At 37.0% G+C, this 15,482-nt stretch carries 14 protein-coding genes and 1 riboswitch; all 14 genes read left to right on the top strand.

Annotated elements, in window-relative coordinates:
- Positions 1 to 5: 5 nt before the first annotated feature.
- The 14 genes from murD to MWH30_RS01120 all read left to right on the top strand — a co-directional run bounded on the left by murD (position 6) and on the right by MWH30_RS01120 (position 15,272).
- Positions 6 to 1,370, top strand: a complete 1,365-nt coding sequence (gene murD / locus MWH30_RS01185; protein ID WP_248662221.1) for a UDP-N-acetylmuramoyl-L-alanine--D-glutamate ligase — start codon at positions 6 to 8, stop codon at positions 1,368 to 1,370.
- Position 1,371: 1 nt separating this feature from the next.
- The gene (gene spoVE / locus MWH30_RS01180) at positions 1,372 to 2,460 is read left to right on the top strand and encodes a stage V sporulation protein E (protein WP_248662220.1); all 1,089 of its coding nucleotides are present in this window, start codon (positions 1,372 to 1,374) and stop codon (positions 2,458 to 2,460) included.
- Positions 2,461 to 2,470: 10 nt separating this feature from the next.
- Positions 2,471 to 3,574: an undecaprenyldiphospho-muramoylpentapeptide beta-N-acetylglucosaminyltransferase gene (gene murG, locus MWH30_RS01175; RefSeq protein ID WP_248662219.1), complete on the top strand. Its 1,104-nt coding sequence runs from the start codon at positions 2,471 to 2,473 to the stop codon at positions 3,572 to 3,574.
- 131 nt (positions 3,575 to 3,705) lie between these two features.
- A complete protein-coding gene (gene murC / locus MWH30_RS01170) occupies positions 3,706 to 5,112 on the top strand; it encodes a UDP-N-acetylmuramate--L-alanine ligase (protein ID WP_248662218.1) in 1,407 nt (468 codons plus the stop codon).
- 3 nt (positions 5,113 to 5,115) lie between these two features.
- Entirely contained in the window at positions 5,116 to 6,030 is a 915-nt protein-coding gene (gene murB / locus MWH30_RS01165) for a UDP-N-acetylmuramate dehydrogenase (RefSeq protein WP_248662217.1), read from the top strand.
- A 5-nt stretch (positions 6,031 to 6,035) separates the two neighbouring features.
- On the top strand, positions 6,036 to 7,289 hold the full coding sequence (gene murA, locus MWH30_RS01160; protein ID WP_248662216.1) for a UDP-N-acetylglucosamine 1-carboxyvinyltransferase: 1,254 nt from the start codon (positions 6,036 to 6,038) through the stop codon (positions 7,287 to 7,289).
- A 22-nt stretch (positions 7,290 to 7,311) separates the two neighbouring features.
- Positions 7,312 to 8,250 (top strand): D-alanine--D-alanine ligase family protein, encoded by a 939-nt coding sequence (locus MWH30_RS01155; protein WP_248662215.1) that lies wholly within the window; start codon positions 7,312 to 7,314, stop codon positions 8,248 to 8,250.
- A 97-nt stretch (positions 8,251 to 8,347) separates the two neighbouring features.
- Positions 8,348 to 9,046: a cell division protein FtsQ/DivIB gene (locus MWH30_RS01150; protein WP_248662214.1), complete on the top strand. Its 699-nt coding sequence runs from the start codon at positions 8,348 to 8,350 to the stop codon at positions 9,044 to 9,046.
- 152 nt (positions 9,047 to 9,198) lie between these two features.
- Positions 9,199 to 10,485, top strand: coding sequence for a cell division protein FtsA (ftsA, locus tag MWH30_RS01145; protein ID WP_248662213.1), 1,287 nt, complete (start codon positions 9,199 to 9,201; stop codon positions 10,483 to 10,485).
- Positions 10,486 to 10,503: 18 nt separating this feature from the next.
- Entirely contained in the window at positions 10,504 to 11,598 is a 1,095-nt protein-coding gene (ftsZ, locus tag MWH30_RS01140) for a cell division protein FtsZ (protein ID WP_248662212.1), read from the top strand.
- Between the two features lie 179 nt (positions 11,599 to 11,777).
- Positions 11,778 to 12,698 (top strand): sigma-E processing peptidase SpoIIGA, encoded by a 921-nt coding sequence (gene spoIIGA, locus MWH30_RS01135; protein ID WP_248662211.1) that lies wholly within the window; start codon positions 11,778 to 11,780, stop codon positions 12,696 to 12,698.
- A gap of 23 nt (positions 12,699 to 12,721) precedes the next feature.
- The gene (gene sigE / locus MWH30_RS01130; protein WP_282706109.1) at positions 12,722 to 13,462 is read left to right on the top strand and encodes an RNA polymerase sporulation sigma factor SigE; all 741 of its coding nucleotides are present in this window, start codon (positions 12,722 to 12,724) and stop codon (positions 13,460 to 13,462) included.
- 45 nt (positions 13,463 to 13,507) lie between these two features.
- Complete coding sequence (locus tag MWH30_RS01125; RefSeq protein WP_248662210.1) at positions 13,508 to 13,807, top strand: hypothetical protein; 300 nt, start codon at positions 13,508 to 13,510, stop codon at positions 13,805 to 13,807.
- A 73-nt stretch (positions 13,808 to 13,880) separates the two neighbouring features.
- Positions 13,881 to 14,116, top strand: a riboswitch (cobalamin riboswitch).
- Positions 14,117 to 14,225: 109 nt separating this feature from the next.
- On the top strand, positions 14,226 to 15,272 hold the full coding sequence (locus tag MWH30_RS01120) for an alcohol dehydrogenase catalytic domain-containing protein (RefSeq protein WP_248662209.1): 1,047 nt from the start codon (positions 14,226 to 14,228) through the stop codon (positions 15,270 to 15,272).
- The last annotated feature ends 210 nt before the right edge of the window (positions 15,273 to 15,482 follow it).

The raw sequence follows: 15,482 nt of genomic DNA, 5'->3' as shown, positions 1-15,482 counted from the left end.
TTAAAATGGATTTAGCAAATAAAAAAGTAGTAGTTTTGGGATTAGGTAAAAGAACTGGAGTAGCTGTAGCTAAGTTTTTAGTTAAAGCAGGAGCTGAGGTAGTAGTTAGTGATTTACAGCCCGCAGATAAATTAACAGAGCAGTTGGCAGAGTTGGAAGACTACTCTTTAGAGTTTGATTTAGGTGGGCATAGTGAAAAGGTGATTGCAGATACAGATTTAATTGTGATTAGTCCGGGAGTTCCTAGTCAGATTGATATTCTAAAAAAAGCTAGAGAGTTAGGGATTCCTATTTGGAGTGAAATAGAGTTAGCTTATCGTTTTACTAAAGCCGATATTTTAGCTACTACTGGAACTAATGGGAAGACTACAACTACTACTTTGCTCGGTGAAATATTTACTGCTGCTGAGGCTGAGGTAAAAGTGGGAGGAAATATAGGCTGTCCTTTAATCAGCTGTGTTCCTCAACTCAGTGAGCAAGGAGTGGTGATAGCTGAAATTAGCTCTTTTCAATTGGAGAATGTTGAGAGATTTAGACCACAAATTGCTTTAATATTGAACTTGACTCCTGATCATTTAGATCGCCATAGTTCTTGGGAAGACTATGTAGCTGCTAAAGCTGAGATAACTGCTCAGCAGCTGGAAGATGATTATTTAGTGTTAAACTATGATGATCAGACTGTAAGAGACTTAGCTGCTAAGTCTGCGGCTGAAGTAGTTTATTTTAGCCAGAAGGAGGAATTAGCAGGGGGACTTTATGTAAAAGATGGAGTAGTGATTAATGATTTGACTGCTCAGCAAGAGTCTTTAATTAGAGTTGAAGAAATAGGAATTAAGGGCCCGCATAACTTAGAAAATGTTCTCGGAGCTATAGCTATTTCTTTGTTGCGGGGACTTTCTATAGAGGTTATTAACTTTACTTTAAAGAACTTTCAAGGAGTAGAGCATAGAATAGAAGAAATAGTTACAATAGAGGGTGTAAAGTATATAAATGATTCTAAGGCAACTAATGTTGCTGCAGCTACTAAGGCTTTAGAGACCTTTGAGGCTCCCTTAATATTAATTGCAGGGGGAATGGATAAAGGAGCTTGTTTTACTGAATTTGCTAAAAAAATTGCTGATAATGTTAAGCACTTAATTTTATTAGGAGAAACTGCCGATCAAATTGAAGAAAGTACTTTGAATAGTGGTTTGGATAATATTCAAAGAGTAAATTCTATTTCTCAAGCGGTGAAGTGGGCTGATCAGTTGAGTACTTCGGGGGATGTAGTTCTCTTATCGCCCGCCTGTGCTAGCTGGGATATGTTTAGCAGTTATAAGGAAAGGGGTAATAAGTTTAAGCAGGCAGTTATGTCTTTAAGGGGGAAATAGAATGAAAGAGGCAGAGAATCCGGACTTTATAATCTTTTTTACGGTGATTAGCTTGTTAGGAATTGGGATTATGATGGTCTTTAGCTCTACTTCTATTCGAGCTTATGCTGATTATGGTGATAGCTTTTATTTTTTAAAACGTCAGTTGGGTTGGTCGGCTTTGGGGATTATTGCTATGGTGTTATTTATGAAAATAGATTATAATATATATAAAAGATTAGCTCGAGTCTCTTTATTAGGTAGTATAGTTTTATTAGTACTAGTTTTATTTATAGGTAGAGTAGTGGGGGGTTCTAGACGCTGGTTAGGGGTTGGTTCTTTAGGAATTCAACCTTCGGAGATAGTAAAGGTAACTATAGTTATCTATATGGCTCATTATTTATCTACTAAGCAGGAAAAATTAAATTCTTTTACTAAAGGATTAATACCTCCATTATTGGTATTGGGTTTAGTCTGTTCTTTGATTTTAATGCAACCTGATTTAGGTACTACAATTACTATTGCTGGAACTGTAATGGTAATGTTTTTAGCAGCAGGAGTGAAAATAAAACATCTGCTTGGTTTAAGTATGGCGGGAGCTGGTGGGTTGGCTTATTTGATTATTAGTGCTCCTTATCGTAGGCGAAGATTATTAGCTTTTTTAGATCCTTGGAGCGATCCTTTGGATTCAGGCTTTCATATTATTCAATCATTATATGCTCTAGGTTCTGGAGGTTTATTTGGAGCTGGAATTGGGCAGAGTAGACAGAAATTCTTTTATTTACCGGAGCCAGGAACAGATTTTATTTTTGCTATTATCGGGGAAGAGTTAGGCTTTATAGGGGTATTGGTGATAGTTGCTCTCTTCTTTTTATTCGCTTGGCGAGGTTTAAAAGTAGCCTTAGATGCTCCGGATTTATTTGCTAGCTTACTAGCAGTAGGTATTACAATGTTAATTACTTTGCAAGCGATAGTTAATATTGGAGTAGTTACTGGTTCGATGCCTGTTACCGGAATGACTTTACCTTTTATTAGTTACGGTGGTTCTTCTTTGGGAGTTATGTTGATTGGAGTAGGGATTTTATTGAATATTTCTAGATATACTTATTAGGAGTGGTTAAATGCGGGCGATTATTGCTGGGGGAGGAACTGGGGGGCATATTTATCCTGGCTTAGCTATTGCAGCAGCTATTGAAGAGCATTATTCTCAGGCAGAAATTATTTTTTTAGGTAGTGCTGATGGTTTGGAGGCTGATATTGTACCGGAAGCTGGTTATAGATTAGAAGTTATTCCCTGTCAAGGTTTACCTAGAGAAGTTTCTTTAAAAATTTTACAAAGTATTTTGCTTAGTAGTGTGGGCTTTTGTCAGGCGCTAAAAAAAGTTTTTTCTTTTAAACCGGATTTGGTAATTGGAACTGGAGGTTATGTTAGTGGCCCTACTATTTTGGCGGCCGTATTATTGAGAAAAAAGACTATTATCCACGAGCAGAATGCCTATCCTGGTTTAACCAATAGATTATTAGCTAGCAAAGTTGATAAGGTTGCTTTGAGTAATCGAGCTGCTAGCCATCATTTTAGTGATCAGGCTGATTTAGTTTGGACTGGAAATCCGGTGCGACCAGAAATATTAACAGCTAGAAAGGAAGAGGCTTGTTTAGAGTTAGGATTGGAGCTTGAAAAACCAAAACTGTTAGCTTTTGGAGGAAGTAGCGGGGCTAGGAGTATTAATCAAGCTATGGAAGCCCTTTATCCGTTAGCTGAAGAGGGGCAGTTGCAGATAATACACATTACTGGCCATCAGGATTTTGAAAGAGTTAAAGAAGTTGCTCAGCAGTTGGGTATAACTGAACTGGAAAGAGGAGATACTATCATTAAATCTTATTTGCATAATATGGCTGCTGCTTTGGCAGCAGCAGACCTGGTAGTTTGTAGAGCTGGAGCAACGGCTTTAGCAGAAATAACAGCTAGAGGAATTCCAGCTATTTTGATTCCTTATCCTCATGCAGCGGAAAACCATCAGGAGCATAATGCTCGTTCTTTGAAAAAAGAAGGGGCAGCTGAAGTTATTTTGGATGAAGAATTAACAGGACAAAAGTTAGCTAGCAAGGTTAAAGAGTTGATTTTTACCGAAAAAAAGTTAGCTAGTATGGCTGAAGCTAGTAAGAAGTTGGGTAAGCCTCAAGCCCTCGAAAATATTTTAGAGATTTTGAAGGAATTGCTCTAGTTTCAATTTATTATTGGTTTAGTTAATTAAAACGAATTTATTTTTGATTAGGACAAGTTAGTTTGAACACTTTATTAAGTAACTGCATACTATAGCATATGTCAGGGTTGAAAAGGAGTGAGATAGCAATTATGGTAGATCAAAAAAGTATTCACCTGATTGGCATTGGTGGGATTGGAATGAGTGGAATTGCCAATCTCTTAGTCGAACTAGAATATGAGGTAAGTGGTTCCGATCTCAAGGATTCAAATATTTTAGCTAATCTACGTTGTAAAGGAGCTGAAATTAGTATTGGCCATCAGTCTCAAAATGTTTTGGGAGCTGAATTAGTGGTTGTATCTTCAGCAATTCCTGAAGATAATCCAGAATTAAAGATGGCTAAAGAGCAGGAAATTCCTATTTTAAAGCGCGCAGAAATGGTAGCCAGATTAATGAAAGACTGGAAAGGGATAGCTATTTCGGGGACTCACGGTAAGACTACTACTACTTCTATGATCACTACTATTTTAGAAAAAAATAATTTAGATCCTACTTCCTTGATTGGAGGTAAGTTAGGCTTAATTGGCGGTAATTCTAAGCTAGGTAGTGGTGATTACTTTATAACTGAAGCCGATGAGAGCGATGGGTCATTACTATTTATGGAGCCAGAAATTGGGATAGTTACTAATATAGAGGATGACCATCTGGATCATTATGGTTCTAGAAAGAAGATTGAGGAGACCTTTGTTGAGTTTTTGAATAAACTGCCTGCTCAAGGAGTGGGGATAGTCTGCATAGATGATCCGGGAGTTTTAAGCATAATAGATCAAATTGAAAGCAACTTAATAACTTATGGCTTGGAATCTGAGGCTGACTTGACTGCTCAGCAGATTGAATTAAATAATTTAAGCTCTCAAGCTGTTATATATTGGCAGGGCCAGAGATTAGGTCAGCTTAAGTTAAGAGTACCTGGGAAGTATAATTTGCTTAATGCTTTGGCAGCTATTGCCCAAGGATTACATATTGGACTGGATTTTGAAGAGATTGCTACGGCTTTATACTCTTTTACAGGAGTAGGAAGAAGATTTGAGAAAAAGGGTGAATATAGAGGAGCTACTGTAGTTGATGACTATGCTCATCATCCTACAGAATTGCAGGCTACTTTAACTGCTGCTAAAAATGCTGATTTTAAACGAGTAATTGCTGTTTTTCAACCGCATAGATATAGTAGAACTGAACTTTTACTAGAGGATTTTAGTAAGTCCTTTGCTCAGGCTGATGAGGTAATTATTACCGATATTTATGCTGCTGGCGAGGAGCCAATTCCAGGTCTTAATTCTAAGCAGATAGTAGATTTAATTAATAAGTCATTTTTTAGAAAAGCTACCTTTATTTCAGAGTTAGAAGGAGTTTATGATTATTTACAGGAAGTAGTAGAGGCGGATGATTTAGTCTTAACCCTGGGTGCAGGTGATGTTTGGAAGGTTGGGGAAAGGCTAGTAGCTGAAGAGTTGGATTCGGATTTAAAGGCATCGGGTGAATTAACTATGGAGGTTTAAGTGATGGAGCAGAAAATTAAGTCTGAGCTAGAGGCTAAACTAAAAGGAGAGCTTAGCTTTGAGGAGTCTTTAGCTAAGCATACTTATTTTAGGATTGGTGGGCCAGCAACAGTGCTGATTATTCCAGCAGATATTGAGGATTTACAGAAGACTCTAAGCTATTTACATAGCAACGGGCTTGAGTATCGAGTGCTCGGAAATGGAAGTAATCTTCTGGTTGCTGATGAGGGTTTTGCTGGGGTGGTTATTAAGCTGGCTGGAAGCTTAAATGAAATTGAGATAGATGGAAGTACTGTTCGCGCTGGAGCTGGAGCAAGGCTACCGGTAGTAGCTAGAAGAGCTGCTAAAGCCGGCTTAGCAGGTTTGGAGTTTGGGGTAGGTATTCCGGCTACCGTAGGAGGAGCTACGGTAATGAATGCCGGTTTAGGTGCTTCGGCTAGCGTAGGTGGCTTAATTAATAGAGTGGAAGTACTTTCGGCTACTGGAGCTAAGCAGAGCTTTGAGCAGGCTAATTGTGAATTTGCTTATAGAAGTAGCAGATTTCAAGAGGGTAGTTCAGTTATAGTGGAGGTTGAGTTTGGATTGACTGTTGGCGATAGCCAGAATATTGAAGCTAAGATGAAAGAGTTGATAAACAGTCGGCGGCAGTCACAACCTCTTAGTCTGCCTAATGCGGGCTGTATATTTAAGAATCCTGAAGGGGATTCAGCGGGAAGGTTAATCGATGAAGCCGGAGCAAAGGGTTTACAGATTGGTGGAGCTAAGGTTTCGGAAAAACACGCTAACTTTATTGTTAATGATGGTGGGGCTAGGGCCCGCGATGTATTGGAGTTAATTGATAAAGTGAGAAGTTTGGTAAACAGAAAATACGGGATTTTATTAGAATTAGAAATTGAATTTTGGCCTAGTAGGAGGTGATAGCTGTGAGTAGTTTACTTGTTCGAGGTGGAAGGTCTTTAAGTGGTGAAGTTGAGATCAGTGGAGCTAAGAATGCTGTACTGCCTATTTTGGCGGGGACAGTACTTTCTGCTGGTGAAAATACTATTCACTCAGTTCCTAAGTTGAGAGATGTAGAGGTTATGAAAGAGGTATTAAGGACTCTAGGAGCTGAAGTTAAGGAAAGTGAAGATGCATTGACGATTAGTTCAAATTTAGTTGACTCTTGTGAGATTCCAGAGTACTTAATGAAAAAAATGAGGGCTACTGTCTTTTTAATGGGCCCTTTATTAGGACGCTTTAATAAAGTATCGATTTCTCAACCAGGAGGTTGTAGTATTGGACCTAGACCTATTGACCTTCATCTGAAGGGTTTGAGGGCTCTAGGGGTGGAGTTTACTCAGAAGGAAGACTGTTTAGAAGGGAAGACCGATAAGTTAGTAGGAGCTGATATTCATTTAGATTTTCCCAGTGTAGGAGCTACAGAGAATATTATGATGGCAGCTGTAAAAGCAGAGGGGAAATCTGTAATTAGAAATGCTGCTAAAGAACCGGAAATCATAGATTTACAGAACTTTTTAAATGGAATGGGAGCTCAAGTTAGGGGAGCTGGAACTGATATTATTAAAATCAAAGGTGTAGAGAAGTTAAATTCCATTGATTATACTGTAATTCCGGATCGAATTGAAACTGGTACCTTTATGGTAGCAGCTGCTATAACTAATGGGGAGATACTATTAAATAATGTGATTCCTGAACACGTGGATTCTGTGATTGCTAAGCTTTTGGAAACAGGAGTTGAAGTTGAATATAATCAAGATCAAATTAAAGTAATAGGAACTCCTGAAATAGAGAGTATTGATATTAAAACTCTTCCTTATCCGGGTTTTCCTACCGATATGCAGCCTCAGTTTATGGCTCTGCTTTCTATTGCCCAAGGCAATAGTGTGATTACTGAAAGTATATTTGAAAATCGTTTTAAGCATGCTGATGAGCTGCGACGTATGGGAGCAGATATTAGGGTTGAGAGTCGTTCAGCTATTATTCAAGGAATAGATAAATTGTCAGCTGCTACTGTAGAAGCTAGTGATTTACGAGCGGGAGCGGCTTTAGTTTTAGCTGGTTTAGTAGCTGAAGGAGAGACTGAAGTTAAGAATATTTATCATATTGATCGTGGTTACGAGAATTTGGAAGAAAAAATAACTAATTTAGGCGGTCAGATTACTAGGTTAGCTGATTAAAGATTTGGAAAGGGGGAGTCTGATGAGTGTAGAGGAAAAACGAATAGCGGTGATTTGTGGAGGGAAATCAGCCGAAAGAGAGATTTCTTTAAAAACCGGGCAGGCTGTTTATTCTGCTTTGGAAAATAATGGTTTGGATGCTATAAAGCTTGATCCTCAAGCTAATGATTTTTTAAAGCAATTAACTGAAAGTGAAATAGATATAGCCTTTATTGCTTTACACGGTAGATATGGAGAGGATGGGAGCATTCAAGGTTTATTAGAGATGGAAGGAATTCCTTATACTGGTTCAGGAGTTTTAGCCAGTGCTTTAGCAATTGATAAGGTGGTTTCCAAGCGCTTATTTAAGCAAAATGGAATTCCAACTCCAAAGTTTGAAACTTTACATAATCAAGACTATGCGGCTGGAGAAGAAATAGTAGAGCGATTAACCGCTACCTTAGATTTACCTATAGTAGTAAAGCCTACCGTAGAAGGTTCTAGTTTAGGATTATCTATTATAGAAACTAAGGAGAATTTAGGGGATGCTATCGAGGAGGCCTTTGAATATAGTGAAGAAATCTTCTTTGAAGAGTATATTGAAGGTCGAGAGATTACTATAGGTCTGCTAGGCAATCGAAATCCTGAGGTTTTGCCAATTATAGAGATTGAGCCTAAAGATGGTGTTTATGATTTTGAAGCTAAGTATACTAAGGGCTTAACCGAGTTTGTAATTCCGGCTAGGTTAACAGAAGAGATTTATCAGCAAGCTGAAACTACAGCTTTAAAAGCCTATCAAGCACTTAATTGTGCAGGCATGGGTCGAATTGACCTGATGGTTTCTTCTACAGGAACTCCTTATGTTTTAGAAGTTAATACTATTCCCGGGATGACTGAAACTAGCCTTCTACCTCAGGCAGCTCAGGCTGCTGGGATAGAATTTAAAGACTTAATAATAAAAATTTTAAGTTATGCTGTTTAGATTTAAAGCCTCGCCTGTGCTTAAACTGCGCAGGTGAGGTAAATTATGTAACTTATTCAAACTGTTAGCTCGGGCCAGATTTAAGGAGGAATAGTAGTTGAGCCGCAGAAAATATTTTTATTTAGTGTTAACTCTGTTGATGATAATTTCTTTTTTATTTTTTATAAATTCTAACTACTTCTTGCTGGATAAGGTAATAATTGAAGGGAATGAGTTATTGAGTAATGAAGAAGTAATTATTTCTTCTGCTTTAGATAAGAAGGAAAATATTTTTCGTATAGATCTTGAGAAAACAAGTGATAACTTAATGTCAATGCCTCAGATTCAAGGTGTAGTTTTAGAGCGCAGCCTCCCTGCTACCATCGAAGTTTTTGTTGATGAACGTCAACCTTTAGGTGTTATTGATGAAGGAAGTGAGTATTTATTAATCGATAAAGAAGGTTGGATTTTAGCTGAGTTTGATCATATAAATGAAGTTGATTATCCTTTGTTAGAAGGAGTAGAAGCTAAACCGGATAATAATAACTTGGAATTAAGTCCAGACTTGGAGATAGTTCTGGACTATTTAACTGGACTTGAAAAAAAATATCTAGTTGAGGTTAAAAAAATAGAGATCGATAGTGAAAGAGAAGTAGTATTATACTTTTTAGATTCAGGTCGAGTTAAATTTGGACAGCCTTTTGAAGTGGAATATAAGTTAGAAATACTCAATCTAATTTTAGCTGAAGTAGATATAAGTTCAATTGATTATATTAACTTAAGTTATCATAATAATCCAGTTTTGAGATTAAAATGAATTAGATAGAGATATTTTTAATAAAATTTCTTAGAAAAAAAGGAAATAAAGAATTTATGTTGAAAATATGATAAATAAGGAAGTGAAATAATCTTATATTCTTAATAGATGATTAAGTTGTTTGGACTATCGTTTAGAGAGGGGGCTATTTAGTGTCAGAACGAAGAATAGTAACCGGATTGGATATTGGAACTACTAAAATATGTGCTATTATAGCTGAAGTTAGTGAGCAAGAAATTTTAGATATAATAGGTGTGGGAACTAGCCCTTGTGTAGGAATTAGAAAGGGAATAGTTATTGATATTGATGATACTGCTAATTCAATTAGCTCTGCTGTGGAAAAAGCTGAGAGAATGTCTGGAATTAAAATAGATTCTGTTTTTGCCGGCATAGCCGGTTCCCATATTTCATCTTTGAATAGCCATGGAGTAGTTGCTATTACTGGTGAAGATAAGGAAATTTCTGCGGAGGATGTTGAGAGAGTAATCGAGGCTTCTCAAATAGTTGCTATTCCGCCGGAGAAAAAAATTTTACATGTATTGCCTAGAAAGTTTACTATAGATGGCTGTCGAGATATTAAGCAGCCTTTAGGTATGTCAGGAGTTAGGTTAGAAGTAGATACTCATATAGTTACTGGTTCTATATCTTCTATAGAGAACTTAGTTAAGAGTATACATAAAGCAGGAATTGATGTCAAGGATGTAGTTTTAGAACCATTAGCTGCTGGACAGGCGGTTTTATCTGAGAGTGAAAAAGAATTAGGAGTCGTTTTAATTGATATCGGTGGTGGTACTACTGATATAGCTATTTTTAAGGGAGGCAGTATTTTACATACAGCAGTTTTACCAATTGGCGGTGATCATATAACTAGTGATATTGCAGTAGGCTTAAGAACACCAATTACTAGTGCAGAAAAGATCAAGATTAAGCATGGTTCTGCTCTAGCAGCAAATGTTGATCAAGAAGAAGTAATTAATGTTTTAACTACTAGTGGTAAAGAAACTAGGGAGGTTTCGCGAAGAGTATTATGTGAAATAATTGAACCTCGTGCAGATGAAATATTTACTTTGGTTAAGCAGGAAATTGCTAATTCAACTTATGATGGTTTAATTCCAGCGGGGATAGTAATCACCGGAGGAGCTTCCTTGATGAAGGGTTTACCTAAACTGGCTTCGGAAAAGTTAGGTTTACCTGTGCGAAGGGGAATTCCTGAAAAAGTAGATAGCTTAGCCGACTTTATAGATGATAATATTTATATGGTGGGTGAACAGGAGGCTAATATTGCTGAAGATAATACGGCTGTTTTTGCTACAGGGGTAGGTTTAGTCTGTTATGGTAGTCAACAGGACTATCAGCAGAATTTAAATATGCAGAATAGAAGTGAGTTAGTTAATCATTTATTAGGTAGAGTGAGAAGTTGGTTTGAAGATGTATTTTAATTAGGGAGGAGTCTGGTTATGTTTGAGATATGTTCGGAAACTGAGCAGTTTGCTGATATAAAAGTTGTAGGAGTAGGTGGTGGTGGTAATAATGCCATCAATAGAATGATTGAATCTGGTTTGCAAGGAGTTGAATTTGTGGCTATAAATACCGATGCTCAAGCTTTAGTTTCTTCGGAAGCTAGTATTTCTTTGCAGATAGGGGAAGAGCTTACCAAAGGCTTGGGAGCAGGAGCTAATCCTGAAATTGGTGAAGAAGCAGCTAGAGAAAGTAGAGATATGATTGCTGAAGCCTTAAAGGGTTCGGATATGGTATTTATTACTGCTGGCATGGGCGGCGGTACTGGAACTGGTGCTGCTCCGGTAGTGGCAGAGATTGCTAAAGAACTGGGAGCGTTGACAGTAGGGGTAGTAACTAAACCCTTTACCGTAGAAGGTCGACAGAGAATGGAAAAGGCTGAATACGGGGTTGATAACTTAAAAGAAAAGGTTGATACTCTGATAATTATTCCTAATGATAGGCTATTAGATGTAGTTGAAAAGCAGACTTCATTAATAGAAGCCTTCAAAACAGCTGATGATGTATTGCGACAGGGAGTGCAAGGGATTTCAGATTTGATTACTATTACTGGTTTGATTAATTTAGACTTTGCTGATGTTAAAACTATTATGGTAGATGCTGGTTCGGCTTTAATGGGTATTGGAGAAGCTGAGGGTGAAAATAGAGCTACAGAAGCAGCTAGAGAGGCTATTTCTTCTCCTTTATTGGAAGCTTCCATTGAAGGTGCTAACGGAGTATTATTAAATATTACTGGTGGAGTTAGCTTAGGTTTACATGAGGCGAATGAGGCTGCTAAGGTAATTTCTGATGTAGCCGATTCCAATGCCAATATTATTCTGGGAGCTGTAGTTGATGAAGAGCTGGATAGTAAAATAAAGGTGACAGTAATTGCTACTGGCTTTGATGAAGCCCAACAACAGGCTCAACAGGAAGAAAAAAGCACTCCGCAAAACTCAACAGAGGATAGATATGGTAATGATTTAGATAATATTAGATCTTTTGCTAGTGGTGATTTGGATATTCCGGCATTTTTACGCCAAAATAAAGATTAATTTAGAATCTCGATTCCCCAAGGGGAATCGAGATTTTTGTTTTTCTACAAAAAAAGACTCTTTTTACTATCAAGTTGGCTTAAGTGAATTTTTATTTGAAATTCTTTTAAAAAATGGTTTTTTAAAATTAGCATATTTATACCTATTTAAATATATGTATATATTAGGAGTAGGATTAAATGGAATTAATTATTTATTTTGATTTATTGATAGTTATTAACTTAATTATGAACTATTTGATTTTATGGACTACTGGTCGTTTGGTTAAAATGGATTATCAATTTTGGCGATTATTATTGAGTGCTTTTTTTGGAACCTTATATACTATTTTGATCCTATTACCAGTAGGGCAGTTTTTAAATAATCTATTAATATATTTATTAGTATCGGTAGTGATGCTTATTATTGCTTATTTTCCAGTAAGTTTTAAGAGATTATTGAAGATGATAGGTTACTTTTATTTGATTGCTTTCTTGGCAGCGGGGGTCTTGATGGCTGGTTATAATCTAAATTTAAAGTCTCAGTTTTTAAAGTTAACTAATACATTCGAACTTTCTTTGCAGGATACTTGGATTTTCTTATTTGGAATACTGGTTTTAGGATTATTAGGAAAGTTTAGTTGGTGGCTTTTTCAGGGCCAGCTGCGCACTGAAGACTATTCTATTTCCTTAATAGTTGACTTTGAAGGTCGAAGTTTGCAGCTCGATGCTTTGCTAGATACTGGTAATCAGCTAAGTGATCCTTTAACCGATGTGCCGGTAATTATTGTAGAGTTAGACTCTTTATTAGAGGTGTTTCCGGCGCAAATAGAAGAAATCTTTATAGATTATGATCTGGAATTAGAAATAGAAAATTTGGCTACTGCTTTAAGTAATACTAACTGGGCTAATAGGTTTAGGATAATTCCTTTTTCTAGTGTAGGTAATCCAGATGGATTATTGATTGGCTTGCGGCCTGATAAGGTTGTATTGCAGTTAAAAGAAAAGAAAGTAGAGGTTGAAAGAGTTATTTTGGGAGTTTACAATCAGCACTTCGATAAAAGCAATGATTATACTGCTTTAATTAATCCGGAGTTAATCAACTTGGCAACAGAGACTTAAAAACTATTAAAGGGGGAGTAGGCTTGTTATCATTAATTAGACGGTTTAGGCTTCAGTTTAGGATTTTATTTATTAAACTGTTACAGAGTTTGGGTCTTTATATGGCTAAAAATATCTTTTATGTAGGTAGTAGCGAGGCTTTACCGCCACCATTATCGACGGAAGAAGAAAAGTACTTGCTTTCAAAATTGGAAAAGGGGGATCAAGCAGTTAGGAGTGTTTTAATTGAACGTAACCTGCGCTTAGTAGTTTATATAGCTCGCAAATTTGAAAATACGGGAATTGATATTGAGGACTTGGTTTCTATTGGGACTATTGGTTTGATTAAAGCTGTTAATACTTTTGATGTTAGTAAAAGAATTAAGTTAGCTACTTATGCTTCGCGCTGTATAGAGAATGAAATTTTAATGTACTTGCGTCGTAATAATAAGAAAAAATCGGAGATATCCTTTGATGAGCCTTTAAATATCGATTGGGATGGGAACGAATTAAAGCTTTCTGATATTTTAGGTACTGATATGGACTTGATTTATCAATATATTGAAGAGGATGTAGACCGAGAGCTATTAGTGCAGGCGATGGAGGTTTTAACTGAGCGCGAGAGAAAGATTATGATTTTAAGGTTTGGTTTAGGAGAAGATAGAGAGGAGATGACTCAAAAAGAGGTAGCTGATATTCTAGGGATCTCGCAGTCTTATATTTCTCGTTTAGAAAAGCGGATTATTAAGAAATTACAGCAGGAGATAGAGAGGATGCATGCTTAAATAATTTCAAATTTCAAAATAAAAAAGTAAGGAGAGGATGATAAATTGAAGTTAGTCAAGGGAGAAGTTTATACTACTACCGATATTTTGAAAGAATTATTTGATATGCATGAGCGGTTGATCTATAATATTACTGAGCAAGAGCGTTATAATCATATTTATAAATACCTAGTTAAATGCTGTTATCAAGGCAGTGCTTATCCGGAAGGAAAGATAGAAATTAATGGACAGGACTTTTATGCTTTTTGTTTAGAGGGAGCAAGGTATGTTATTCCAGAGTTATTTTTAGATAAGCAGCATCAGTTGGAGATTCCAAATAGGAGAGAGAAAAGCTGTGTTTTATAAAAAAATTTAATTTTAAGCAGGATTTTATTAATTAGTGTTGAATAATTAATATTGGAAGTTGGTTTTTTGTAAAAACGAATATACTTTAATAGGTGACTTATTCTGCCGGGGAGGAAAACTCTTTTTCAGGATAAGTTGAAAAGGGAAGTCTGCATGAGGTGAATCTTTCTTCGTGACAGCGCGGTCCCGCCACTGTTAAGCGATAGATTATTTCTCTAAAATTACCACCTGATTATACTTTAAATAATTAGGGAAGGTTGAAGAGATTAGGTCGTGAGCCAGGAAACCTGCCTATTAAAGAGTGGACTTATCCTTCGTGGAATAAAGGATAGGCTTCTACTATGGATGATGGCAAAGTCCATAACTCCTGTTTACAGGGGTTATGGACTTTTTTTGTTGTTTAAAAGGGGGATAATGGATGAAAGCAGTAGTATTGGATTCGCCAGGGAATTTAGTTGTAAAAGATATATCTACTCCATACTGTCCAGTAGGAGGTGTATTAGTTAGAGTAGAGATTGCTGCTATTTGTGGAGCGGATATAAAGATGGTGGATCAAGGACATAGGGCTTTAACTTATCCAAGGGTTCTGGGCCATGAAGTAACTGGAGTTATTGAGGAGAGTGAGGTTAGCTTTTATCAAGTAGGAGACAAAGTACAGATAGCTCCCGGGATAGTCTACGGTCAGTGTGAATACTGTCTTAGAGGTGCTACTAATCACTGTAGTGAAATTGATATTATTGGTTTTACTAGAGATGGAGGCTTTGCTGAATTTTTGAGCATTCCGGCTGCTGGAGTGAAGGCGGGTATTATTAACTTGATTCCAACTGGAGTTTCTTTTAAAGAGGCAGTTTTAGCTGAACCTATTGCTTGCTGTATTAATGGATTTGAGCTAGTGGGAGTGAATCAAGGAGATACTCTGTTAATCATTGGGAGTGGCCCTATTGGCTGCTTACAAGCCATACTAGGTAGAAGTTATGGAGCTGAACAGATATTAGTGGCTGATAAATCGGCAGCACGTTTAAAGTTAGCTAAAAAGACGGGAGCAGATAGACTAATTAATACTGAACAGGATGATTTGGAAGAGGTTGTATTTGAAGAGACTGGAGAGCGAGGGGTAGATGTTATTATCCTAGCCTGTGGTGAAGCGGCTGTAGAATATCCTTTATTAAGTCTCTTAGCTCCGCGGGGGAGAGTCTGCTTATTTTCTGGTCTACCTAAAGAAAGAGCTGGCTTAAAGTTGGATGGTAATTTGCTTCATTATCAAGAGATGATGTTGGTAGGAGCTTATGGCTGTACTGCAGAGCAAAATAAGAAGGCTTTGCAAATGATGGCCAATGGAAAGCTAGAGGTTGAAGGGCTGATTACTGAAGAGTTCGCTTTGCAAGATATTAGGGATGCAATGGAGAAAGTGAGAACTAAACAGGGTTTAAAGAGTATACTTAATTTAAGAAAGGTTGCTGAATAAAAGATTTTACCAGTAATAAATAAGCATTAAATCAAAATATTCCAATGGACGACTCTTAAATTAGCCCGAAGGCACGGACGCCGGGAGGGCTAATTTTGAGAGTGAAGGAGGCAAGGAGGCCGACTGAACGGCAAGGGAATGGAATATTTTGATTCTTAAAAGCGGATAGATTTAATTATTCAACAAGCTATAAGAAAGTAATTTTCAGAG

This window comes from Fuchsiella alkaliacetigena (genome assembly GCF_023227765.1).
Classification (GTDB): domain Bacteria; phylum Bacillota; class Halanaerobiia; order Halobacteroidales; family Acetohalobiaceae; genus Fuchsiella; species Fuchsiella alkaliacetigena.
Note: the sequence above shows the minus strand (reverse complement) of the source record. Positions and strands in the feature narration are given on the sequence as shown.